Annotated in this window: 23 protein-coding genes; 9 read left to right on the top strand and 14 right to left on the bottom strand. The window is 54.9% G+C overall.

Going from position 1 to position 24,836, the window contains the following annotated elements; all coding sequences use genetic code 11:
* The first annotated feature begins 331 nt into the window (after window positions 1-331).
* Together FDW98_RS02070 and FDW98_RS02075 are read left to right on the top strand one after the other, a co-directional pair.
* Entirely contained in the window at window positions 332-1,615 is a 1,284-nt protein-coding gene (locus tag FDW98_RS02070) for a citrate synthase (protein ID WP_096757844.1), read from the top strand.
* A 174-nt stretch (window positions 1,616-1,789) separates the two neighbouring features.
* Window positions 1,790-2,839, top strand: coding sequence for an AbrB family transcriptional regulator (locus tag FDW98_RS02075; protein WP_096757845.1), 1,050 nt, complete (start codon window positions 1,790-1,792; stop codon window positions 2,837-2,839).
* A 9-nt stretch (window positions 2,840-2,848) separates the two neighbouring features.
* On the opposite strand, the gene FDW98_RS02080 is transcribed toward FDW98_RS02075, so the two are convergent.
* The 9 genes from FDW98_RS02080 to ybgI all read right to left on the bottom strand — a co-directional run bounded on the left by FDW98_RS02080 (window position 2,849) and on the right by ybgI (window position 9,786).
* Window positions 2,849-3,265, bottom strand: coding sequence for a hypothetical protein (locus tag FDW98_RS02080; protein ID WP_096757846.1), 417 nt, complete (start codon window positions 3,263-3,265; stop codon window positions 2,849-2,851).
* Between the two features lie 86 nt (window positions 3,266-3,351).
* Window positions 3,352-4,143, bottom strand: a complete 792-nt coding sequence (gene nei / locus FDW98_RS02085; protein WP_096757847.1) for an endonuclease VIII — start codon at window positions 4,141-4,143, stop codon at window positions 3,352-3,354.
* A gap of 14 nt (window positions 4,144-4,157) precedes the next feature.
* On the bottom strand, window positions 4,158-4,802 hold the full coding sequence (pcp, locus tag FDW98_RS02090; RefSeq protein WP_096757848.1) for a pyroglutamyl-peptidase I: 645 nt from the start codon (window positions 4,800-4,802) through the stop codon (window positions 4,158-4,160).
* Window positions 4,803-4,811: 9 nt separating this feature from the next.
* On the bottom strand, window positions 4,812-5,807 hold the full coding sequence (locus tag FDW98_RS02095; protein WP_096757849.1) for a DUF979 domain-containing protein: 996 nt from the start codon (window positions 5,805-5,807) through the stop codon (window positions 4,812-4,814).
* Window positions 5,804-6,526 (bottom strand): DUF969 domain-containing protein, encoded by a 723-nt coding sequence (locus FDW98_RS02100; protein WP_096757850.1) that lies wholly within the window; start codon window positions 6,524-6,526, stop codon window positions 5,804-5,806. Before FDW98_RS02100 ends, FDW98_RS02095 begins: the two co-directional genes overlap by 4 nt.
* A 180-nt stretch (window positions 6,527-6,706) precedes the next feature.
* Entirely contained in the window at window positions 6,707-7,441 is a 735-nt protein-coding gene (gene pxpA / locus FDW98_RS02105; RefSeq protein ID WP_096757851.1) for a 5-oxoprolinase subunit PxpA, read from the bottom strand.
* Window positions 7,431-8,363 (bottom strand): 5-oxoprolinase subunit PxpC, encoded by a 933-nt coding sequence (gene pxpC, locus FDW98_RS02110; RefSeq protein WP_096757852.1) that lies wholly within the window; start codon window positions 8,361-8,363, stop codon window positions 7,431-7,433. Before pxpC ends, pxpA begins: the two co-directional genes overlap by 11 nt.
* Window positions 8,357-9,013 (bottom strand): 5-oxoprolinase subunit PxpB, encoded by a 657-nt coding sequence (pxpB, locus tag FDW98_RS02115; RefSeq protein WP_096759448.1) that lies wholly within the window; start codon window positions 9,011-9,013, stop codon window positions 8,357-8,359. The genes pxpC and pxpB overlap by 7 nt, the downstream gene beginning before the upstream one ends.
* Before the next feature lie 29 nt (window positions 9,014-9,042).
* Window positions 9,043-9,786, bottom strand: a complete 744-nt coding sequence (ybgI, locus tag FDW98_RS02120; RefSeq protein ID WP_096759449.1) for a radiation resistance protein YbgI — start codon at window positions 9,784-9,786, stop codon at window positions 9,043-9,045.
* A 288-nt stretch (window positions 9,787-10,074) separates the two neighbouring features.
* Between ybgI and dtpD the strand changes: the two genes are divergently transcribed.
* Window positions 10,075-11,556 (top strand): dipeptide permease DtpD, encoded by a 1,482-nt coding sequence (gene dtpD, locus FDW98_RS02125; RefSeq protein ID WP_096757853.1) that lies wholly within the window; start codon window positions 10,075-10,077, stop codon window positions 11,554-11,556.
* Between the two features lie 52 nt (window positions 11,557-11,608).
* Here dtpD and FDW98_RS02130 read toward each other — a convergent pair whose 3' ends face one another.
* From FDW98_RS02130 to FDW98_RS02145, 4 genes are all read right to left on the bottom strand, one after another.
* Complete coding sequence (locus FDW98_RS02130; RefSeq protein WP_096757854.1) at window positions 11,609-12,535, bottom strand: Rpn family recombination-promoting nuclease/putative transposase; 927 nt, start codon at window positions 12,533-12,535, stop codon at window positions 11,609-11,611.
* 161 nt (window positions 12,536-12,696) lie between these two features.
* Complete coding sequence (gene phrB, locus FDW98_RS02135) at window positions 12,697-14,115, bottom strand: deoxyribodipyrimidine photo-lyase (protein WP_096757855.1); 1,419 nt, start codon at window positions 14,113-14,115, stop codon at window positions 12,697-12,699.
* An 18-nt stretch (window positions 14,116-14,133) separates the two neighbouring features.
* Window positions 14,134-14,703, bottom strand: coding sequence for a DUF1722 domain-containing protein (locus FDW98_RS02140; protein WP_096757856.1), 570 nt, complete (start codon window positions 14,701-14,703; stop codon window positions 14,134-14,136).
* A gap of 96 nt (window positions 14,704-14,799) precedes the next feature.
* Window positions 14,800-15,006 (bottom strand): YbfA family protein, encoded by a 207-nt coding sequence (locus tag FDW98_RS02145; RefSeq protein WP_096757857.1) that lies wholly within the window; start codon window positions 15,004-15,006, stop codon window positions 14,800-14,802.
* Window positions 15,007-15,313: 307 nt separating this feature from the next.
* Between FDW98_RS02145 and kdpF the strand changes: the two genes are divergently transcribed.
* Genes kdpF through kdpE form a run of 6 tightly spaced genes read left to right on the top strand, consistent with a single transcriptional unit; the run spans window position 15,314 to window position 23,095 of the window.
* Window positions 15,314-15,403 carry a K(+)-transporting ATPase subunit F gene (gene kdpF, locus FDW98_RS02150; RefSeq protein WP_008456132.1) on the top strand — a complete coding sequence of 30 codons (90 nt, stop codon included), beginning with the start codon at window positions 15,314-15,316 and terminating at the stop codon, window positions 15,401-15,403.
* Entirely contained in the window at window positions 15,403-17,082 is a 1,680-nt protein-coding gene (gene kdpA, locus FDW98_RS02155; RefSeq protein ID WP_096757858.1) for a potassium-transporting ATPase subunit KdpA, read from the top strand. Before kdpF ends, kdpA begins: the two co-directional genes overlap by 1 nt.
* A gap of 20 nt (window positions 17,083-17,102) precedes the next feature.
* Window positions 17,103-19,151 (top strand): potassium-transporting ATPase subunit KdpB, encoded by a 2,049-nt coding sequence (kdpB, locus tag FDW98_RS02160; protein ID WP_096757859.1) that lies wholly within the window; start codon window positions 17,103-17,105, stop codon window positions 19,149-19,151.
* An 8-nt stretch (window positions 19,152-19,159) separates the two neighbouring features.
* Window positions 19,160-19,726 (top strand): potassium-transporting ATPase subunit KdpC, encoded by a 567-nt coding sequence (gene kdpC / locus FDW98_RS02165; RefSeq protein ID WP_096757860.1) that lies wholly within the window; start codon window positions 19,160-19,162, stop codon window positions 19,724-19,726.
* A 10-nt stretch (window positions 19,727-19,736) separates the two neighbouring features.
* Window positions 19,737-22,421 (top strand): two-component system sensor histidine kinase KdpD, encoded by a 2,685-nt coding sequence (gene kdpD / locus FDW98_RS02170; RefSeq protein WP_096757861.1) that lies wholly within the window; start codon window positions 19,737-19,739, stop codon window positions 22,419-22,421.
* Window positions 22,418-23,095, top strand: coding sequence for a two-component system response regulator KdpE (kdpE, locus tag FDW98_RS02175; protein ID WP_096757862.1), 678 nt, complete (start codon window positions 22,418-22,420; stop codon window positions 23,093-23,095). Before kdpD ends, kdpE begins: the two co-directional genes overlap by 4 nt.
* 98 nt (window positions 23,096-23,193) lie before the next feature.
* On the opposite strand, the gene pgm is transcribed toward kdpE, so the two are convergent.
* Window positions 23,194-24,834, bottom strand: coding sequence for a phosphoglucomutase (alpha-D-glucose-1,6-bisphosphate-dependent) (pgm, locus tag FDW98_RS02180; RefSeq protein WP_096757863.1), 1,641 nt, complete (start codon window positions 24,832-24,834; stop codon window positions 23,194-23,196).
* Window positions 24,835-24,836: the final 2 nt, after the last annotated feature.

The following is a 24,836-nucleotide window of genomic DNA, read 5'->3' on the forward strand; positions in this document are numbered from 1 at the left end:
GACACCAGAAAAAGCATATAATGCGTAAAAGTTATGGGGTCACTCTTTCACCGATGAGTAAGTTATGTAACAGTGTGGAAAGGTTGACCAATGAATTCAGGACAGTTATTAGTGTAGACAGGTTTAATAATTCGGATTGCTAAGTTGTTGATTTGTTGCTAATTCACCATGAGTTAACTGATTTACCTGCAAGCGCCCATTGCTCTGTACCCTGGTTTTCTCCTCTTCGCAGAGCGGCGAGCCGAATAACAAAGTGGTAACGGTTAATTGATGAGTTGAAACAGATCTCACCTGAGTAGTCTTAAGCAATAAGGCGCTAAGGAGACCGTAAATGGCTGATACTAAAGCAAAACTCACTCTAAACGGTGATATTGCTATCGAACTGGATGTGCTAAAAGGCACGCTCGGTCAGGACGTTATTGATATTCGTAGCCTTGGCTCAAAAGGCATGTTTACTTTTGACCCAGGTTTCACCTCTACCGCATCCTGCGAATCCAAAATTACGTTCATCGACGGTGACGAAGGTATTTTGCTGCATCGCGGCTTCCCGATTGACCAGTTGGCAACCGAATCTAACTATCTGGAAGTGTGTTATATCTTGCTGTACGGTGAAAAACCGACGCAGGAAGAGTACGACGAGTTCAAAACCACGGTCACTCGCCATACCATGATCCACGAGCAGATCACCCGTCTGTTCCACGGTTTCCGCCGCGACTCCCACCCGATGGCCGTGATGTGCGGTGTCACCGGGGCGCTGGCTGCGTTCTACCACGACTCTCTGGACGTGAATAATCCGCGCCATCGTGAAATTGCCGCCTTCCGTCTGCTGTCCAAAATGCCGACCATGGCCGCAATGTGCTACAAATATTCCATCGGTCAGCCGTTTGTTTACCCGCGCAATGACCTGTCTTACGCCGGTAACTTCCTGAACATGATGTTCTCCACGCCGTGCGAAAAATATGAAGTGAATCCGATCCTGGAACGCGCAATGGACCGTATTCTGATCCTGCACGCCGACCACGAACAGAACGCCTCAACCTCTACCGTACGTACCGCGGGATCTTCTGGCGCTAACCCGTTTGCCTGTATCGCTGCCGGTATTGCTTCCCTGTGGGGACCGGCACACGGCGGCGCAAACGAAGCCGCACTGAAGATGCTGGAAGAAATCAGCTCGGTTAAACACATTCCAGAATTTGTTCGCCGCGCGAAAGACAAAAATGACTCTTTCCGCCTGATGGGCTTTGGTCACCGTGTTTACAAAAACTATGACCCACGCGCCACCGTGATGCGTGAAACCTGCCATGAAGTGCTGAAAGAACTGGGCACTAAAGATGATCTGCTGGAAGTGGCGATGGAGCTTGAGCACATCGCGCTGAACGACCCGTACTTCATCGAGAAGAAACTGTACCCGAACGTCGACTTCTACTCCGGTATCATTCTGAAAGCGATGGGCATTCCGTCTTCCATGTTCACCGTGATCTTTGCCATGGCGCGTACCGTTGGCTGGATTGCTCACTGGAACGAAATGCACACCGACGGCATGAAAATCGCCCGTCCTCGTCAGCTGTACACCGGCTACGACAAGCGTGATTTTAAGGCTGATATTAAGCGCTAATTCTCTGCCGGATGGCGCTATCGCTTATCCGGCCTACGTTTTTATTTCCGTAGGCCGGATAATCCGCATCTTGCTGTGCCCGGCACATTCTTTCTTTTTCTTGACCCCCGTTGTTTTCATCCAGCTTTCTCTATGATTTACTGAGTGTTACTTAATGATACTCTGGAGCATGGGATGCCTGTTTTGCAGTGGGCCGCATTGTTTGTGCTGTCATTACTTCTTTCCCTGCTCTTTCTGTTTATCCATCTCCCGGGACCGCTACTGCTCGGTTCAATGATCGTTGGCATATTGTTCAGTTTGCGTGACATTGCCCTGCACCCGCCTCGCTGTACCTTTCTTGCTGCGCAGGCCATTCTCGGCTGCATGATTGCGCAAAACCTCACCGGTTCGATTTTAACGATACTTGCGGCACACTGGCCGATGGTGATTGCCATCCTGCTGGCGACCCTTATCTCCAGCACCGCAATTGGCTGGCTGTTGGTACGCTACAGTAAGCTGCCGGGCAATACCGGCGCGTGGGGATCTTCACCTGGCGGCGCGGCGGCAATGGTTGCGATGGCGCAGGAATATGGCGCTGATATTCGCCTGGTAGCCTTTATGCAGTATCTGCGGGTGTTACTGGTGGTGGGCGCTGCAGTGCTGGTTACTCGACTGGTAATGGGCGATCGAGCGCAAGCGGTCAGCGAGCAAATGGTCTGGTTTCCGCCGCTGAGCATCAACCTGTTCAGTACCCTATTGCTGGCCTCTGTTGCCGGGATTGCCGGGCGTGTACTACGCATTCCCTCGGGCGTGATGCTGCTGCCGATGCTGGCTGGCGCGCTGCTGAACGCAAATGGTGTGATGGTGATTGAACTGCCGGAATGGCTGCTGGCGGTAGCCTATATGGCCATCGGTTGGCAAATTGGTCTCGGTTTTGACAAGCAGATCTTTTTTATGGCGCTGCGCCCGTTGCCACAGATCCTGTTGTCCATTTTTTCACTGATGGCGATTTGCGCCGCCATGGCGTGGGGACTGGCGCATTACATGCAGATAGATTTTCTCACCGCTTATCTGGCGACCAGTCCTGGTGGCGTGGACTCCGTCGCGGTGATTGCCGCAGGAAGCCACGCCGATATGGCGCTGATCATGGCAATGCAAACCCTGCGGCTGTTCAGCATTTTGCTCACCGGGCCGGCCATCGCCCGCTTTATCTCGGCACATGCGCCGAGAAAACCGCCGTCTTAACGCGGGGCGTTAATCCGGGTGCCCAATCTCCGTCACGGTCGTTCCGGATTCATCCACAGTAAACATAAACTCGGTCATACCACCCGGAAAATTCTGCGTAATATGCAGATTGTTTTTGCCTTTCCAGACATATTCCACGAGAGCAGTATCCCCAAGATTTTCTATTTTACGATCCTTACCTGGGGTCAACGTGGGTGTCAGGTTTTGACGGTCCGACCGTGCTTTTCTCAGTGCCTGATACGTTTCTTCCAGCGTCATGGCAGGATAAAAACAACGAGTCTGGGCTCCGTGTTCATAAATATATTCCATATCCCGCGGCCCGGACTCACATTGAGGGGCTACCGATTCAGCAGCACTGGCCGACGCGGCAAAGAAACCGGCTGTTGCGATAAGTAAGGCGGTACAAAAAAAACGATTAACATCCATATTCCACTCCTGCTCATCACCTTGAGAGATTCAGGTGACCTTATTCGACATATCCCTCTGCATCACCGGGACCGCGTCATGTTATGTTATTTCTGACAACCCGGACACCAGTAAAATGGTCTTGACGACAGCATCGTTTTTTCAATAATCCCGCCGCATCGCTCGCAGGCTTCACCGTCGCGGTGAAAGACTTTAAAGCGAAACAGCGCCCCGTGATGCTTATTCTCATCAGCCAGTCCACGAGTGTTATAGGATAAACGCGGAATATCGAGCAGCGCCTGCGCCAGCGCGTCCAACTGTTGTTCGCTCAACTGCGACGCTTTATGTTGCCCCGTCAGCCCAACCTGCCAGAGGATCTCTACCCGCAGGTAGTTACCCAATCCCGCGAGAAACGTCTGATCCAGCAGCAGGCCGGAAAACTGCCGATTGCGAAAACGCGGTGACAGCAGACGCGTTTTGACTTCAGCGGGTGTTAAGTGCAGATCCAGCACGTCCGGCCCTACCCGCTGCAGGAAGGGGTGGGTAGTGAGCTGTTCTGACGTCAGTATTTCGATATCCGACGCGCTATAGAGCAGGATAGTTTTATCGGCGGTTTGCAGCCTGACGCGCAACACGCGGGTAGTGTCCGGAATATTCCCCGTGTCCACTACCCGCCAGACGCCGTACAGTTGGTTATGGCTATATAACGTCAACCCATTGGAAAAGTGGGTGAGTAAGGCTTTACCCCGCGTTTCGAGCTGGGTAATACGCAGCCCAATCAGTTGAGATTGGTACGGTTTTAACTGCTCAAAGGCAAACCAGACATCCGTCAACGGTTTGCCTTTGACTGCCGCCTCCAGGGTATCCGCCGCGCGGCGGATCTCCGGGCCTTCAGGCATAATACTGTCCTTTGTTAATGAGTTGCACCGCCCGTCACGGCGATATCGCGCTCCACCTGTAACGCCGTGACGATGGCGATTTCCAGCGCACGACGCACCGTATCACTCGCCATACTTGGCGCACCAGGATGGGCTGCAGCCTGCTGTGGCAGATAAGGGATATGAATGAATCCCCCCTTCACCGTCGGCGTATTTTGCAGTTTGTGCAGCAGCCCATACATCACATGGTTACAGACGAAGGTACCTGCGGTTTGCGAAACCGATGCCGGAATACCGGCGCTGCGCATGGCCGCCACCATGGCTTTGATCGGCAGTGTGCTGAACCACGCCGCCGGGCCATCGGCCACAATCGGTTCATCTACCGGTTGCTGGCCACGGTTATCCGCAATACGCGCATCGTCCACGTTGATAGCAACGCGTTCAACGGTGATGTCTGTACGACCTCCGGCCTGACCGACCGCCAGCACCAGCGACGGTGACAGCGTATCAATCGCAGTATTGAGCACTGCCAGAGATTCGCCAAATACGCACGGCAGTTGGCGCGCCACGACGCGGCATCCAGCGATGATAGCATTGTCGAGCCCCGAGACCACTTCCCAGGAAGGGTTAACTGACTCGCCGCCAAAGGGTTCAAATCCGGTGATTAATACCGTTTTCATCCTTCCTCCTTACAGGAACATCAGGAAATACATCAGGAACACATTCACCAGCAACAGCAGGATGCCGGTCGGCACCTGCGCTTTAATCACCGCGTTTTTATCCGGCAGCTCCAGCAGCGCCGCTGGCACGATGTTAAAGTTTGCCGCCATCGGCGTCATCAGCGTTCCGCAATACCCGGAGAACATACCAATTGCCGCCATCACCGCCGGATTGCCGCCGTGCTGCAAGACGAGGATTGGAATCCCAATCCCGGCGGTCACAATCGGGAAGGCGGCAAAGGCGTTACCCATAATCATGGTCAGCAGCGCCATGCCAATGGTGTACACCGCCACCGCAATAAAGCGGCTGTCCACTGCCAGATATTCCTGCGTCAGATACGAAATGCCGCTGCCGACACCCGCCGCCGTAAACAGCAGTCCGAGCGTGGCAAGAATTTGCGGCAGAATGAACGCCCAGCCGATGGAGTCCAGCAGACGACGCGCTTCCTGAATCGGCTGATGTGCCCGCTCATGGGTCATTTTAACCGCCATTGCCAGACCAATCAGCGAACCGGCGGTCATTGAAAACAGCGTCACCAGCGTGGCGTGATTCCCCGGCCCAAACAGCGCATTCTGTAAACCCGGAATATGATTGAACATCAGCACGCCGACAACAGTGACCACCGGGATCGCCAGCGCCGGGAAAAACAGCCGGTTGCCCAGTCGACTGGCGCTTTCTTCACGCTGTTGTTGCGTACGTTGATGGTAGCTGCCGAGCTTCACGCCGCCAAAACCGGCGATCAGCGCCAGTACGACCACCGCGATACCCACCGCGATATGCACCGTACGTTTATCGCCAAACAGTGAATAGGTCCAGTCACCCAGCAAAAATAGTAGACCATACACGCCCCAGAACAGACCGGTGGTTAAACGCCGGGGGTTCGCTTTGTCCTGCCAGGACATCACGGCCACAATCAACAAGACCGCACCCGCCAGCCAGTAGAGATAGCTTTGCTGAAAATTCATTTCGCTTCTCCTTTCGCTGCGGCATTCGCTTTCGCGACTTCTCGTTGCAGATAGCTATCCAGCCGCCACAAGCGCGCACCGTGGATCAGGAAGGCACAAATCGCCGTTGGGATCCCCCACAGGGCAATGTGCAACGGCTCGGTCTGGATCCCGCCGGACTCCAGCATAAAGTTGTGCATGAAGATGATTGCCCCAAAGGCAACAAAGATATCTTCGCCGAAAAACAGCCCAACGTTATCGGTCGCCGCTGACATCGCACGCAGGCGATAGCGTACAGAGCCTGGCAGTTCACCGTGATTTTTCTCAGCGGCCCCTTCTGCCATCGGCGCCAGCAGCGGACGCACCATTTGCGGATGGCCACCCAGACTGGTTAGTCCCAGCGCGGCGGTCGCTTCACGAATAAACAGATAGACAATCAGCAAACGGCCGCTGGTGGCGCTACGGATTTTCGCGATCCACGCCTGGGCGCGTTCTTTCAGGCCATGGCGCTCCAGCAGGCCGATGACCGCCAGTGGAATCAATAAGATAAACGGCAGGTTGCGGGTGTTGAGAAAACCTTCACCCAGTTTTTCGAGGATAGTGGCGATCGGCATATGCGCCGCCAACCCGGTGACGATCCCGGCAATAATGACCACCAATACCGGGTTAAAACGTAAAAGAAATCCGACCACGATGACGGCGATCCCCGTCAATGGCCAAAGAGAAATTACCTCTTCCATAATTCATTCCTGTTAAAACTCGTCATACTTCAAGCTGCAGGTGCGTTGACTGCGTTCGTTCACCCCAGTCACTTACTTCTGTAAGCGCCTGGGAACTCACTCACTGGTCATCTTCCTGCAACTCGAATTATTTAGAGTTTATGTTGTTGTGTAATATATTATTGTTTTGTATGGTAAATCTTATGCGCTAATTTCAATATTGCATGCATTAAACGCGCTGCGCAAACGGCGGGCAAAAGCGAGTGCGTGCTCACCATCACCATGAATACAGACCGTCTGTGCCGTGACATTGGCCCATTCTCCGGTCTGGCTTTTGACTCTCCCAAACTGCACCATTTGTAAGGTTTGCGCCAGCGCTTGCTCTTCATCTTCAATCAGCGCTCCCGGCTGACTACGCGGAACCAGACTGCCATCCGCCTGATAGCCGCGATCGGCAAATACCTCCTGACGCGTCTGCAGACCATAATGCTCGCCGGCCCGAATCAGTTCGCTACCCGCCAGCCCCACCAGCACCAGCGACGGATCGCAGGCATGCACCGCCCTGGCGATGGCATCGGCTAACTGTGGATCCCTGGCGGCCTGGTTGTACAACATGCCGTGCGGTTTGACGTGGCGCATCACGCCACCTTCCGCCCGGGTTATCGCCGCCAGCGCACCGATTTGATACAGCGTCTGGGCGTAAACCGTGTCGACGGGTAGGGTCATGGCGCTACGGCCGAAATTTTCCCGATCCGGAAAACTGGGATGCGCCCCCACTGCTACGTCATTTTTTAACGCTTCACGCACGCTTGCCAGCATGGTTTGCGCATCGCCGGCGTGAAATCCGCAGGCAATGTTGGCAGAAGACACCAGTTGCAGCAGCGCGGCATCATTTGCGCAGCCTTCACCGAGGTCTGCATTCAGATCAATTTTCATCGTTAAGTCGCCATGTTAATTGTTCCAGATAACGCTGCTGGTCGTGACGCGCCTTTAGCGCTTCCTCCAGCGAGCACTGAACAAAATGAATTGGCTGGCCGAGGGGAATTTGCGCCAGATGGTACATATCCGCCTCAATGATACAGGCGATGCGGGGATAGCCCCCCGTGGTCTGGGCGTCGTTCATCAGCACAATAGGCTGGCCGTTATGCGGCACCTGCACCACGCCGGGAAGCAGACCGTGCGACAACAGTTCTCGATCGGTAGTGCGCGTTAGCGGTTGTCCCTGCAGGCGATACCCCATGCGGTTACTCTGCGGGCTGAGTTGCCATGGCGAACGCCAGAATGACGCCTGCGAAGCTTCATCAAACTCATGATACTCAGGTCCGGGTAACGCACGAATGCGGTTCCCCCACATGAGCTGTTTTACCCCCAGCGGTCCGTTGAACCGTCGCGTGGAAACGCCCACCGCCAGCCTGTCGCCATCGCGTAACAGACGCCCTTCCAGACCACCGATGCCGACTTTCAGGTCGGTGCTGCACGACCCCATGACCTCGGGAACATCAATGCCACCCGCTATCGCCAAATAACTGCGCATGCCATGTTGCGGACGTTTTAGCGTCAGGCGTTGCCCAGCCTTCACCGGAAGTCGCCATCCGCTCCACACCGGGTTACCGTCTAAATGTGCATCACACCCCGCGCCGGTCAAGGCAAACCAGCTATCTGCGTCAAACTCCACAACCAACTGACCGAGCGTTATCTCCAGCGCGGCGGCATTTGCATCGTTGCCCACCAGCAGGTTGGCAACGTTCAATGCGGGCTTATCCAGCGCCCCACAGTGGCTGATTCCTGACTGGCGAAAACCGTGACGACCGCCGTCCTGGACGGAGGTGTACATACCGGCACGAATGATAGTTAACATACTCCCTCCTTCTGCGGTACAAAGCGCACGGTATCTCCTGGTCGTAACAGGATGGGTTCATCCCGGCGGGGATCAAACAACTTAATGGCGGTATGCCCTATCAACTGCCATCCTCCCGGCGTGGCGAGCGGGTAGATACCGGTTTGTGAGCCGCCGATACCGACCGAACCTGCTGGAACAATCAGACGCGGTTCCGCACGTCGCGGAGTATGCAGTTGTTCCGGTAAGCTCCCGAGATAGGGGAACCCTGGCTGAAAGCCTAAAAACCAGACCACATAGTCAACAGATGCATGCAATTCAACGGCCTGCTTTTCGCTTAATCCACTGTGTTGTGCGACATCGGCCAGATCCGGTCCCTGCTTTCCGCCGTAGGTCACCGGAATTTCAATAAAACGCGACTCCGGCTCCAGTGCTTCACTCTCCTCCCACCAGCGTTGCAGACGTTCAATGGCATCCAGCGCCAGGGTTTGCGGATTACGCAGCGTCACCGTGATATTGTTCATACCCGGGATCACTTCAAGCACATTCGGGGCATCAACCAGGCGCTGAGCCAAACCCCAAATACGTTTCTGGGTCGCCAGCGTAATGGGGGGTTCCAGTTCCAGAACCACCGCAGTTTCACCTAACAGATAACAACGCGCTCGCTGCACTTTCGTCCCTCTTTTTACAACCTGATTCATTAGGCGGGGTTAGGAATATCGATAAACGATACATCCAGCTCGGTATTTTCATTCAGCCATTCACTTAACGCCCGGATACCGCCGCGTTCGGTGGCATGGTGTCCGGCGGCATAGAAATGCAGCCCCTGCTCACGGGCTGAGTGAATAGTTTGCTCTGAGACTTCGCCGGTAATAAATGCATCAACACCAAAACGGGCCGCGCTATCAATGAAGCTCTGCCCTCCCCCGGTGCACCAGGCAACGCGCTGAATTTTTTCCGGCCCGCTATCGCCACACCACAATGGTTTACGCCCTAAACGCGCCTCAATCCACGAGGCAAATTCCAGCCCCGGCACCGGCATGGCAAGTTCACCCCACGGTACCAACGGCTCGATTTCACCCATCACGGTAATGCCCAACAGCGCCGCCAGCTGTGCGTTGTTACCCAGCTCCGGGTGAGCATCCAACGGCAGGTGCCAGCCATACAGGTTGATGTCATTTTCCAGCAGCGTTTTCAGACGATGGCGCTTCATGCCACGAATTACCGGAGATTCGCCTTTCCAGAAGTAACCGTGATGAACGATGACCGCATCAGCGCCCAGGCGCACAGCCTCATCCAGCAAGGCCTGGCTTGCTGTCACGCCGGTCACGATTTTATGCACCGTCTCTTTGCCCTCAACCTGTAAACCATTCGGCGCATAGTCGCTAATCGCGGCGCTGTTCAGTTTGTCGTTGATCAGTTGTTCCAGCTCGGTGTTTTTCATCATCGCCCTCGTTGTCATAATTTCTGCCTGTCCAATCAGCAATACTGCTTATGTAAAATAGCGTCCCCGCCTCCATTCGTCGATAACCATTTCACTGACACATCAAGAAACACTCACTCGCCGTTTGAACGTAAATTGCGTACCACTACGTGATTTTATTCATGTATATTTATGCAATCAGACAGCATATTGCAAAAATAATCAGATCTGTATCAAAGTTATAACTTCAAGGAAACACGCTCACGCAGTACGTTCATCCTGGCGTGAGGCATTTACTTCGAGAATAGAATGAATAAACACGCATCTCAGCCACGCGCAATTTATTACGTCGTCGCGCTGCAAATTTGGGAATACTTCAGTTTTTACGGCATGCGCGCCCTGCTGATCCTGTATCTCACCAACCAACTCAAGTACAACGATACTCATGCGTATGCGTTGTTCAGCGCTTACTGTTCGCTGGTGTATGTCACGCCTATTCTTGGCGGATACCTGGCGGATAAGGTCCTTGGTAATCGTATGGCGGTGATGATTGGCGCAGTGTTAATGGCGGTTGGACACCTGGTACTGGGTGCCAGTGAAATGGCGCCAGCGTTCCTATATTTATCTTTGGCGATCATTGTCTGCGGCTACGGTCTGTTTAAATCCAACATTAGCTGCCTGCTGGGTGAGCTGTATCACACCGACGATCCGCGCCGCGACGGCGGGTTCTCACTGCTCTACGCCGCCGGAAATATCGGTTCAATTATCGCCCCCATTGCCTGTGGCTATGTGCAGGAAGAATACAGCTGGGCGATGGGCTTCGCGCTGGCCGCAATTGGTATGCTGGCAGGACTGGTGATTTTCTTGTGCGGCAACCGGCATTTCGCCCACACAACCGGCGTCAACAAAACGGTCCTGTGTGCCAGAACGTTTGTTCTGCCAAACTGGGCCTGGCTGTTAGTGCTGCTGGTCGCCGCACCGCTGCTAATTACCGTTCTGTTCTGGAAAGAGTGGTCCGTATATGCGCTAATCGTCGCCACCGTCATTGGTCTGGCCGTTCTGGCTAAAATTTACCGTCAGGCACAAACGCAAAAACAGCGCAAAGAACTGGGGCTTATCGTCACGCTAACGTTCTTCAGTCTGCTGTTCTGGGCCTTTGCACAGCAAGGCGGCAGCTCCATCAGCCTGTATATTGACCGCTTTGTGAATCGCGATATTCTGGGATATTCCATTCCTACCGCCATGTTCCAGTCGGTTAACGCCTTTGCCGTGATGCTGTGCGGCATCGTGCTGGCCTGGGTCGTCAAAGAAAGCGTCAGCGGTAATCGTACCGTGCGCATCTGGGGAAAATTTGCCCTCGGCCTGGGGTTGATGAGTGCCGGGTTCTGTATTCTGACCTTAAGCGCCCGCTGGTCCGCCGCTTACGGCCACTCCTCGATGCCGCTGATGGTATTGGGGCTGGCGGTAATGGGATTTGCCGAACTGTTTATCGACCCGGTCGCCATGTCACAGATCACACGCATTGAAATCCCGGGCGTCACCGGCGTGTTAACCGGAATCTATATGCTGCTGTCCGGCGCTATTGCCAACTATCTGGCGGGGGTGATTGCCGACCAGACATCACAAAGCACGTTTGATGCCTCCGGGGCCATCAACTATTCCATCAACGCGTATATTGACGTCTTTAGCGAAATTACCTGGGGCGCGCTGGCCTGCGTGGCGCTGGTGCTGCTGATTTGGCTGTATCAGTCACTTAAATTTAAAAAACGCGCGCTGGCGCTAGAGTCCTGAATTAACAGGCCCGATGATGTCATATGGGTCGGGCCTGTTTTTTATCAGACGGTTACGCATTATTCGCTGCCAAATCCTCTTCAGCCAAACCGGTAATCAGTAATACCATTTCGCGATCTATTCCTTGTGCCAGCATGGTTAGCGCAATACGCAACGCGGCTTCTTGCTTACCTTGCTGTAGTCCTTGTTGCAGTCCTTGTTGCAGTCCTTCCTGTACTCCATCTAACCGTAACCGCTCCGCAATAGTCATCAGCCTCTCCTTGTGTTGGGGGATCCGTTGCGTCATCTCTTGCATAAATTCAGTGAAACGAGATTCATCGCCGGATTGCAGAATGTAATTAAACATCGCCTGTAGCTGCGTGTCATTAGTGCAACCTGTTAGTAGCAGTGTGCTCAGTTGCTCTACCAGCTCCATCAAATCCCGCTGACGGATATGCTTTTGCATCAGTTCCAGCAACGCCATTCGCCTGTGAGCCATGATGTCGTCATCTGGCACAACCGTTATATCCACCAGCGGAAATGCGCTAGCATAAAGTTGCTTTGCCGCCACGGGATCGGCGAACGCATCCAGCCAGCACAATGAATACGGGTACGGGCTTCGACAGCCATGATAAAACAGCATCGGAATAACCAGCGGTAATTCCTTGTGCCCGGCGTCCAGATGGCGCTGCATAGCTGCCATCGCATAACGCAGCAGACGAAAAGCCATATGCGGATCGGCTGAACTCTGATGCTCTATAACAACATAAACATAACCATCGCCTTCGCGTGTGTGTAAAGACCAGAGCACATCGGAGTAGCGGGAACGTAAATCAGCGTCGATAAAGCTCTCTGACTCCAGTTTCAGCGTGGATAAATCGCAAAGCGTCCGCAGAGAGGCCGGAAGGTGAATGTCGAGGAAATCGCGCGCTGTTTCGGGATGGCGTAAAAATGTTTTGAATACCGCATCATGCGGTGTGGACGTCGCTGGCGTTGTCATCGTGTTCCGTCACCTGAAAGAAGATGACAGGACTTTACTGCCCGAGCGTGACGCGTGCATCCAGGCATTCACAGCCTTGCGTACACGCTCCAATTCTAAATGCGCCCGGCAGCAACGCATTCATGCTACCGGATGGTAGTACGCAGAAATAAACCGCACGCTCACCCCTTGCGTGCCGCCTCGTAGGCCGCCAGCGTCGCTAGCCTGGCCTGCTTATGATCAATAATCGGACGGGGATAACTGAGGGTAACCTGCGCTTTTTCCGCCCACGTCCACGGATCGTGGATCGCTTTACCAGGTACGTCGTGCAACTCGGGAACCCACCGGCGGATAAACTCACTGTCGCGGTCGAACTTTTCCCCCTGAGTGGTGGGATTAAAAATGCGGAAATACGGTGCCGCGTCGGTTCCTGTAGACGCAGCCCACTGCCAGCCACCATTATTGGCCGCCAGGTCGCCGTCGATCAGTTGCGACATGAAATACTGCTCGCCTTTACGCCAGTCAATCAACAGATCTTTCACCAGGAAGCTGGCGGCGATCATGCGTAAACGGTTATGCATCCAGCCGGTAGCGTTAAGCTGGCGCATCGCGGCATCAACAATGGGGTATCCCGTATTTCCCGTCTGCCACGCCTGAAGATGCGCCGCGTTGTTCTGCCATTGCACACGGTCAGTCCAGCGAATAAACGGTTGATGTCGGCACAGCGCCGGATGGTAAGTCATTAAATGACGGTAAAATTCGCGCCAGATAAGTTCATTTAGCCAGACGCTCCCGGCACCGCCCTCTAGCGCCTTCGGCTGTTCGGCTAACAGACGGTTCAGGCATTGACGCGGCGACAACCCGCCCGTGGCCAGACTCGCAGACAAGCGACTGGTGCCTTCAATGGCCGGGTAATCACGCTGTTGCTCATAGTCGTTCGCGGCCTGCTGACAAAACTGGCGTAACTGCGCGATAGCCCGTTTTTCTTGCGCCGGGAAAAGTGCTGCATCAAAATCCTGCTGCGGATAATTCAGCGTGAGTGGCGTTAACGGCGCGGTGAGCGCCCCACTCTCCCGCACCATTGGCGCGCTAACACATTCCGGAATGCCGTCTTTAATTCGCTTCAGCCAGGCATTTTTAAACGGCGTAAAGACTTTATACATTTCATGATTGCCGGTCATAACCGCGCCCGGGGGTAAGATCACACTGTCGTCAAAGCCTTCGCACACGACGTCAGGCAACTGCTTCTCGACCCTTGCATCACGCTGCCGTTCGTTGATTTCATACTGATAGTTATAAAACAGTCGGCTGACGTCATGCTGTGCGCAAACACGTTTTACTGTCTCCACGCTGGCAGCAAAATCGGCAACTTCATGAAACAAGAGCGGGATCCCTTTTTCTGCCAACGCCGCATGTAGCGCATTCAACTGCACGCTGATAAACGCCGCCTGACGCGCAGACATATCATGCGCCGCCCATTGTTCTGGGGTGGAGATATATAGCGCCAGCACCCGGGCTGAACGATCCCGACACGCCGCCGTAAGAGCAAGATTGTCATGCAGGCGCAAATCACGCCGAAACCAGACCAGATGCGTGGTCATAAAACTCCCGCAGATAAATTAATTTTTGCCGCGCAAATCCAGAATTGCCGGCCAGAGTTCAAAATAACGTTGCCCGGACAGCCAGGTGTTCGGGTGCTCGGCCATATAGTGTTTGATGAGCATTAACGGCGCAAGCAGTGGCTGCGCTTCACGTCGATAGCTATCGATTATCGAGGTCAGTTCCTGACGTTGATGCAGATCGAGTTGATTACGGAAATAACCCTGAACGTGCATCAGGACATTGGTGTGATTACGTCGGGTTGCATTATTGAACAGCAAATGCGTCAGTCGTAAGCGGTACTCATTAAAAAACGCCTCAAGACTTTGCCATTCATGGATGGCCGCAACGAAGGGACCAAGTTCACGATACTCTGGCTGGGAATGCGCCAGCAGGATCAGTTTGTAGCGGGTGTGATAGTCAATCAACGCCCCACGCGTTAGCCCCCGCTGGCGAAGCTTATACAGTTCATGCAACGCATAAATACGCACCAGGGTACTGTCGTCAAACGGGCAGACTTCTCTGGCAGAACCACCAACCGCAGGTGCCGTAACACAGGTGCGGATACCCACAGGAATTCTCTTGCTCATTACGACTCCTTATCCGTTATTCGGGTAAGTGTAGACGTCCGTGCATAAAAAAACCGCCACATTGCTGTTGGCGGTTTTTTTAGCAATTACGATGACTTAATAGAAATCGCAGGTCGCTTTTTCAGCCTGATCCATCCACACCGGTTTATCACTGGTTTTCGACCAGACGCGGTGCAGGTAGCTGTAAAAACGGGCACGGTCTTTCCAGAACAGCATGACCGGCAGCGCCAGCACGCCCGCCACGACGGCGAAAGTACGGCGTAATAAGACAATGTGCGCTGGATATTCTTTATACAAGTCCATAATCCCCTCCCCTATATCTGTTCGGTGAATGGCACCGGAAAATAAATTTGGTTAACTGATGAAAATAATACCGCCTTGTGTGTAATTTTGCTACTCATCCGACCACTTATTTTTATCTATTGATGCTCCGTTTAGCCTGAAACTGTAATTAGGTTACATAAAGGTTAAATTAATACTAATCATTAGTTAAATAACGGTCTTTGCCATTTTTATACTTTTTTTACACCCCACCCGCCAATTTTTGCGAAATCTTTGCAACCAAAAACCTACGCTCTGGTTATCACATTGATGTCACAGGAGGTGCACCGTGAGTGCAGGCGTGATAACTGGCATTGTGCTGGTTTTTTTATTACTCGGTTATCTGGTGTATGCCCTGATTAAGGCGGAGGCGTTCTGATGGCGGCACAAGGATTTTTACTCATCGCCAGTTTCTTACTGGTGTTATTTGTCATCGCCAGACCGCTGGGTGCCGTGCTGGCACGACTCATCACCAACATCCCCCTTCCGGGCGTAACCGGTGTTGAGCGTATTCTCTGGCGCGGGTTAGGCGTTTCACAACATGAGATGAACTGGAAACAGTACCTGCTGGCGATCCTGATGCTCAATATCCTGGGTCTGCTGGTACTGTTTTCCCTGCTGATGGCGCAAAACTTGTTACCGCTGAATCCTCAGCAGCTCCCGGGGCTGTCATGGCATCTTGCGCTGAATACCGCCGTGAGCTTTGTCACCAATACCAACTGGCAGTCTTACAGTGGCGAAACCACCTTAAGCTACTTTAGCCAGATGGCTGGCTTAACCGTGCAGAACTTCCTGTCTGCGGCGACCGGTATTGCGGTGATTTTTGCCCTGATCCGCGCCTTTACGCGCCAGAGTATGAATACCCTGGGCAACGCGTGGGTGGATCTGGTGCGCATTACGCTGTGGATCCTGCTCCCTCTTTCTCTGCTTATTGCCCTGTTCTTTATTCAGCAAGGCGCACTGCAAAACCTGCTGCCCTATCAGTCATTCACCACCCTTGAAGGCGTCAAGCAGCTGTTACCAATGGGACCGGTTGCCTCGCAGGAGGCCATTAAAATGCTCGGTACCAACGGCGGCGGCTTCTTTAATGCTAACTCATCGCATCCGTTTGAAAACCCAACCGCCTTGACCAATATGGTGCAGATGTTGGCTGTCTTTTGCATCCCTGCCGCCCTGTGCTTTGCCTTTGGCGATGTCGTGGGCGATCGCCGTCAGGGACGCACCCTACTGTGGGCCATGTCGCTGATTTTTGTCATCTGCGTGGCGATTGTGATGTGGGCGGAAGTTCAAGGAAACCCGCATCTGCTGGCATTTGGCGCAGACAGCAGTCTCAATATGGAAGGGAAAGAGAGCCGCTTTGGCGTACTGGTCAGCAGTCTGTTTGCGGTCATCACAACGGCGGCCTCCTGTGGGGCGGTCATCGCGATGCACGACTCCTTCACCGCACTGGGCGGGATGGTACCGATGTGGTTGATGCAGATTGGAGAAGTGGTGTTCGGCGGCGTGGGCTCCGGTTTGTACGGCATGCTGCTGTTCGTCCTGCTGGCAGTGTTTATCGCCGGACTGATGATCGGGCGCACGCCGGAATATCTGGGTAAGAAAATCGACGTGCGGGAAATGAAAATGACCGCGCTGGCGATTCTGGTGACGCCTGCGCTGGTGCTGCTCGGTACAGCGATAGCCATGATGAGCGACGCCGGACGCAGCGCCATGCTCAACCCCGGCCCGCATGGTTTCAGCGAAGTACTGTACGCCGTATCATCTGCCGCCAACAACAACGGCAGCGCCTTTGCCGGGTTAAGCGCTAACAGCCCCTTCTGGAACTGCCTGCTGGCGTTGTGCATGTTCTTTGGCCGCTTCGGGGTCATTATTCCGGTGATGGCAATTGCCGGTTCGCTGGTGGCTAAAAAGAGCCAACCGGCAAGCCAGGGGACGCTCCCCACTCACGGCCCACTGTTTGTCGGGTTGTTGATCGGTACAGTGTTACTGGTTGGCGCCCTTACCTTTATTCCTGCACTGGCGCTTGGCCCGGTCGCAGAATACCTCTCTTTACGTTGAGCGATACGGAGCACATTGTTATGAGTCGCAAACAACTGGCACTGTTCGAACCGTCTCTGGTCGCACACGCGCTGATGGACGCAGTCAAAAAGTTAAGCCCACATACTCAGTGGCGCAACCCGGTGATGTTTATCGTCTGGCTGGGCAGCCTGCTGACAACCTTGTTAACCGTTGCAATGGCAACCGGGCACATGACAGGCAATCCCCTGTTTACCGGTGCGATAAGCCTCTGGCTGTGGGTCACCGTCCTTTTCGCCAATTTTGCCGAAGCGCTGGCGGAAGGACGCAGTAAAGCTCAGGCCAACAGCCTGAAAGGCGTTAAGAAGACGGCGTTTGCCCGCAAATTGCGTGAACCGAAATACGGTGCAGAAATGGATCATGTTCCCGCAGAGGAACTACGCAAAGGCGATATCGTGCTGGTGGAAGCAGGCGATATTATTCCCTGCGACGGCGAGGTGATTGAAGGCGGCGCATCGGTGGACGAAAGCGCCATTACCGGGGAATCTGCGCCGGTTATCCGTGAGTCCGGCGGTGATTTTGCTTCCGTAACCGGCGGGACCCGCATTCTTTCCGACTGGCTGGTTATCGAATGCAGCGTGAACCCCGGTGAAACCTTCCTCGACCGGATGATCGCCATGGTTGAAGGCGCCCAGCGGCGTAAGACGCCCAACGAAATCGCGCTGACGATCCTGCTGATAGCCCTGACCATCGTCTTTTTACTGGCAACCGCAACCCTGTGGCCGTTCTCCGCCTGGGGCGGCAGTGCCGTTAGCGTCACGGTGCTGGTTGCCCTGCTGGTGTGCCTGATCCCGACAACTATTGGTGGGTTACTCTCGGCGATTGGCGTGGCCGGTATGAGCCGAATGCTCGGCGCGAACGTGATCGCCACCAGCGGGCGGGCGGTCGAAGCAGCAGGTGACGTCGACGTACTGCTGCTGGATAAAACCGGCACCATTACGCTGGGTAACCGTCAGGCATCAGATTTTATTCCCGCCCACGGTGTCGACGAAAAAACGCTGGCCGACGCGGCGCAGCTTTCATCACTGGCGGATGAAACGCCGGAAGGTCGCAGCATCGTGATTCTGGCAAAACAGCGCTTTAATCTGCGCATACGCGATGTGCAATCGCTGCACGCCTCGTTTGTGCCGTTCACCGCGCAAAGCCGGATGAGCGGCATTAACATCGACAACCGCATGATCCGTAAAGGCTCGGTCGACGCCATTCGTCGTCACGTTGAGGCCAACGGCGGACACTTCCCTGCAGATGTCGAACAGAAAGTGGAAAACGTTGCCCGTCTTGGCGCGACGCCGCTGGTGGTTGTCGAAGGTTCGCGCGTTCTGGGCGTCATTGCCCTGAAAGATATCGTCAAAGGCGGGATCAAAGAACGGTTTGCCCAGCTACGCAAAATGGGTATCAAAACGGTGATGATTACCGGCGATAACCGCCTGACCGCCGCGGCGATTGCGGCAGAAGCCGGGGTGGACGACTTTTTAGCCGAAGCCACACCGGAAGCTAAGCTGGCGCTGATCCGTCAGTACCAGGCGGAAGGTCGTCTGGTGGCGATGACCGGTGACGGCACGAACGACGCCCCCGCACTGGCGCAGGCCGACGTTGCGGTCGCCATGAACTCCGGGACCCAGGCGGCGAAGGAAGCGGGCAACATGGTGGACCTTGATTCTAACCCCACCAAGCTTATCGAAGTGGTCCACATTGGCAAACAGATGCTGATGACGCGCGGTTCACTGACCACCTTCAGTATTGCCAACGACGTCGCCAAATATTTTGCCATTATTCCGGCGGCGTTTGCCGCCACCTATCCGCAGCTCAACGCGCTTAACGTGATGCGTCTGCATTCGCCGGATTCGGCGATCCTCAGCGCAGTTATCTTCAATGCGCTGGTAATTGTTTTTCTGATCCCTCTGGCACTGAAAGGGGTGAGCTACAAACCGTTGTCCGCCTCCGCCATGTTACGCCGCAATCTGTGGATTTACGGCCTCGGCGGCCTGGTCGTGCCATTTATCGGCATTAAAGTGATTGATTTACTGCTGACCCTGCTGGGTCTGGTGTGAGGTTTCAGATGAGTGGATTACGTCCTGCATTATCAACATTATTTTTCCTGATGCTTCTTACCGGCGGGGTCTACCCGCTGTTGACCACCGCACTGGGGCAGTGGTGGTTTCCCCATCAGGCCAACGGGTCGCTCATCCGCGAAGGTCAGACGATCCGCGGTTCTGAACGCATCGGGCAACACTTCACCGCCGCCGGATATTTTCAGGGACGCCCGTCAGCAACGGCGGAAATACCCTATAATCCAATGGGTTCGGGTGGCAGTAATCTGGCCGCCAGCAACCCGGTTCTGGATAAGCAACTGCAAAGCCGGATCGCCGCGCTGCGTGCCGCCAACCCGCAGGCCAGCCCTGTCGTTCCTGTGGAGTTAGTAACCGCATCCGCCAGCGGGCTGGATAATAACCTGACGCCAGAGGCCGTTGCCTGGCAGATTCCACGCGTGGCGCAAGCGCGCAACCTCAGCGTTGAAGAGGTTACGCAGTTGGTTGCACAATACACGCAAAAGCCGCTGGTCAGTTTTATCGGTCAACCGGTGGTGAATCTGGTGGAACTTAATTTAGCGCTGGATAAGCACTGAGACAAAGGACATGCATAGCGAACCCTTACGCCCCGATCCGGACCGTTTACTGGAACAAACGACCGCCACGCATCGTGGAAAACTGAAAATTTTCTTCGGTGCCTGTGCCGGCGTGGGTAAAACCTGGGCCATGCTGGCAGAGGCCCAGCGGCTGCGGGCGCAAGGCCTGGATGTGTTGATCGGTGTGGTGGAAACCCACGGACGCAAAGAGACCGCCGCGCTGCTGGACGGTCTCGCCGTGCTGCCGTTAAAACGTCAGACTCACCGCGGGCGACGCATCAGCGAGTTCGATCTTGATGCGGCCCTCGCCCGCCGCCCGGCGCTGATATTAATGGACGAACTGGCGTACAGTAATGCGCCAGGCTCTCGCCATCCCCGCCGCTGGCAGGACATTGAAGAGCTGCTGGAAGCGGGCATTGATGTCTTTACTACCGTTAACGTGCAGCATCTGGAAAGCCTGAACGACGTGGTCAGCGGCGTGACCGGTATTCAGGTGCGTGAAACCGTCCCCGATCCCTTTTTCGATGCCGCCGATGATGTGGTGCTGGTCGATCTGCCGCCTGACGACTTACGCCAGCGCCTCAACGAAGGCAAGGTCTACATCGCCGGTCAGGCGGAACGGGCAATCGAACATTTCTTTCGCAAAGGTAATTTAATCGCCCTGCGCGAACTGGCCCTACGCCGTACCGCCGATCGGGTAGACGATCAAATGCGCGCCTGGCGAGGACGACCGGGAGAGGAAAAAGTCTGGCACACCCGCGACGCTATTTTGCTGTGTATTGGACACAATACCGGCAGTGAAAAGCTGGTACGCGCCGCCGCACGTCTGGCTGCTCGCCTTGGCAGCGTGTGGCACGCGGTGTATGTCGAAACCCCGGCGCTGCATCAGCTCCCGGAAAAACAGCGCCGTGCGATCTTAAGCGCGCTACGGCTGGCACAGGAACTGGGTGCGGAAACCGCCACCCTTTCCGATCCCGCCGAAGACAAGGCAGTGATTCGCTACGCCCGGGAGCATAACCTGGGAAAAATTGTGCTGGGACGGCCAACCACGCGCCGCTGGTGGCGCAGCGATTCCTTTGCCGACAAGCTGGCTCATCGTGCCCCGGATCTCGATCTGATGATTGTCGCGTTGGACGAGCCTCCACCACGCGCGGCAGCCCAAACCATGGATACTCGCACTTTTAAGGATAAATGGCGGGTACAAATTCAGGGCTGTGTGGTGGCCGCCGCGCTGTGCGCCATCACCACGCTGATTGCCATGCAATGGCTGGTTACCTTTGATGCCGCCAATCTGGTGATGCTCTATCTGTTAGGCGTGGTGGTTATCGCCCTGTTTTATGGTCGTTGGCCCTCGGTAGTGGCAACCATGATCAACGTCGCCAGCTTCGATCTGTTCTTTATTGCGCCACGCGGGACGCTTGCCGTCTCAGACGTCCAGTATCTGCTCACTTTTGCGGTAATGTTAACGGTTGGTCTGGTTATTGGGAATCTGACCGCAGGCGTGCGCTATCAGGCACGGGTCGCGCGTTATCGGGAGCAGCGAACGCGTCATCTGTATGAGATGTCCAAAGCGCTGGCCGTGGGACGTAGCCAGAAAGATATCGCTACCACCAGCGAACAGTTTATCGCCTCCACCTTTCAGGCCCGCAGCCAGGTGTTATTGCCGGATGAGCACGGAAAGCTGGCACCGCTGACGCAGCAACAGGGCATGACGCCGTGGGATGACGCCATTGCCCAATGGAGTTTTGATAAAGGACAACCGGCAGGTGCCGGCACCGATACCCTCCCCGGCGTGCCGTATCAAATCTTGCCGCTGAAAAGCGCTGACAAAACCCACGGGCTGCTGGTAGTGGAGCCGGGAAACCTGCGTCAGTTGATGATCCCGGAACAGCAGCGTCTGCTGGAAACCTTTACCCTGCTGGTTGCCAGTGCGCTCGAACGCCTGACACTGACCGCCAGCGAAGAACTGGCGCGATTGGCCAGCGAACGAGAGAGCATCCGCAATGCCCTGCTGGCGGCACTCTCTCATGATTTACGCACGCCACTCACGGTGCTGTTCGGTCAGGCGGAGATTTTAACGCTGGACCTCGCCAGCGAAGGTTCTCCCCATGCCCTTCAGGCCAGCGAAATTCGCCAGCACGTGCTCAATACCACCCGGCTGGTCAATAATTTGCTGGATATGGCGCGGATCCAGTCTGGCGGCTTTAATCTTAAGAAGGAGTGGTTAACGCTGGAAGAAGTGGTAGGTAGCGCCCTGCAAATGCTGGAGCCTGGCTTAGCCGCGCCGATTAATCTGTCGCTTCCGGCGCCGTTGACGCTGATCCATGTTGACGGTCCACTGTTTGAACGGGTGCTGATTAACCTGCTAGAAAACGCCATTAAGTACGCAGGCCCGCAGGCGCAAATCGGCATTGATGCACAGGTCGAGGGTGAGCATCTGCTTCTGGATGTATGGGATAATGGCCCCGGCATTCCAGCGGGCCAGGAGCACGCTATTTTCGACAAATTCTCCCGGGGAAACAAAGAATCCTCTGTACCGGGCGTAGGGCTGGGACTGGCTATTTGTCAGGCGATTGTGAACGTACACGGCGGGACGATTACCGCCCACAATCGACCGCAGGGTGGCGTATGCTTCCGTGTTACACTCCCGCAGGAAACGCCCCCTGAACTTGAAGATTTTCATGAGGATATGTGACAAACGTACTGATTGTTGAAGATGAACAGGCCATTCGCCGCTTTCTGCGCACCGCGCTGGAAGCCGATGGCCTGCGCGTTTACGAAGCAGAAACGCTGCAACGTGGCCTGCTGGAAGCGGCCACGCGAAAACCCGATCTCATCATTCTCGATCTCGGCCTGCCGGACGGTGACGGCATCGATTTTATTCGCGACCTGCGACAATGGAGTGCTATCCCGGTGATTGTGCTTTCTGCCCGCAGTGAAGAGAGCGACAAAATCACCGCGCTGGACGCCGGTGCCGACGATTATCTCAGCAAACCGTTTGGTATTGGTGAGCTGCAGGCGCGTTTACGCGTGGCCTTACGCCGCCACGCAACCGGGCAAACGCCCGAACCGGTGGTTCAATTCTCAAACATTAAAGTGGATATTGCCGCGCGGCTGGTACACCGTGGTGAAGAGGAAATACATCTGACGCCGATTGAGTTTCGCCTGCTGGCAGTCCTGCTGAACAACGCAGGTAAAGTGCTCACCCAACGCCAGTTGTTAAACCAGGTATGGGGACCTAATGCCGTCGAACACAGCCACTACCTGCGAATCTATATGGGGCACTTGCGCCAGAAGCTCGAGCTGGACCCGGCCCGTCCACGTCACTTTATTACCGAAACAGGGATCGGCTATCGATTTATGCCGTGAACAGATGCTGAATAAAAAAGCCGGATCAGCATATAAGCTATCCGGCTTTTATAATTCATGCCGGATGGCGACACGAGCATCGTCATCCGGTCTACGCCTTACGCGTTTTTCAGCACTTCGCTGACAATCTCTACTGCTTCTTTCTCTATCTGTTGGCGATGCTCAGCGCCGAGGAAGCTTTCACAGTAAATTTTGTAGGCGTCCTCGGTGCCGGACGGGCGTGCGGCAAACCAGCCGTTGTCGGTCATCACCTTCAGACCGCCAATGGAGGCACCGTTACCTGGTGCAGCGGTCAGACGTGCAGTGATCGGGTCACCGGCAAGCGTACTGGCGCTAACCATTTCCGGAGACAGTTTAGACAGCGCAGCTTTCTGCGCAGACGTCGCGGGAGCCTGTAAACGGTTGTAGCTTGGCGCACCAAAGCGCGCGGCCAGTTCATTATAGTGTTCCTGCGGATTTTTACCGGTAACCGCGGTAATTTCCGCCGCCAGCAGGCACATGATGATCCCGTCTTTGTCCGTCGACCATGGCGTACCGTCGAAACGCAGGAATGACGCGCCCGCGCTCTCTTCACCGCCAAAGCCAAAGCTGCCGTCAAACAGACCGTCAACGAACCATTTAAAGCCAACCGGCACTTCCACCAGCTTGCGACCCAGGTCATTCACCACGCGGTCAATCATCGCGGAGGACACCAGCGTTTTACCGACAGCAACCTCTTTGCCCCACTGCGGACGATGCTGGAACAGGTAGTTGATTGCCACCGCCAGATAATGGTTCGGGTTCATCAACCCAGCCGGGGTAACAATGCCGTGACGGTCGTAGTCCGGATCGTTGGCAAACGCCAGATCGAACTTATCACGCAGCGCCAACAGACCCGCCATGGCACACTCAGAGGAGCAGTCCATACGGATGGCGCCATCTTTGTCGAGATGCATAAAGCGGAAGGTCTGATCAACCTGATCGTTAACGATGGTCAGATTCAGTTTGTAGTGCTCAGCAATACGCTTCCAGTATTCGATACCGGAGCCACCCAGCGGATCAACACCCAGCGTCAGGCCCGCTTTCTGGATCGCGGCCATATCGATGATGTCTGCCAATCCTTCAACGAACGGTTGCACCAGATCCTGTTCTTTCACATGACCCGACGCCAGCGCCGCATCCAGTGAAATACGTTTCACGCCGTTAAGGCCATCGGCCAGTAGTGCATTGGCCCTGTCTTCCACCACTTTAGTGACGTTAGTATCTGCCGGACCACCGTTTGGCGGGTTGTATTTAATCCCGCCATCTTCCGGCGGGTTATGGGACGGTGTGATCACAATACCGTCAGCCAGCGGGCCGCCTTTTTTGTTGTGGACCAGGATAGCGTTAGACACGGCGGGCGTTGGCGTATAGCCGTTATTTTCCTGCACGATGACATCAACACCGTTTGCCGCGAGCACTTCCAGTACAGAGATAAATGCCGGTTCAGACAGCGCGTGAGTGTCCTTGCCCACATAACAAGGGCCAGTAATTCCGTTTTTCGCACGTTCTTCAGCAATCGCTTGAGCGATAGCCAGAATATGCGGTTCGTTAAAACTGTGACGACCTGCACTGCCGCGATGCCCGGACGTACCGAACTTAACGGCGTGCTCTGCATTCCCTGCTTCTGGTTTCAGTACATAGTACTGTGCCGTCAGTTGGGCGACGTTAATCAAATCACTCTGTTGTGCAGGTTGACCTGCACGATTGTGGATTGCCATTG

It is taken from the genome of Citrobacter sp. wls711 (assembly GCF_005281055.1).
Classification (GTDB): domain Bacteria; phylum Pseudomonadota; class Gammaproteobacteria; order Enterobacterales; family Enterobacteriaceae; genus Citrobacter; species Citrobacter gillenii.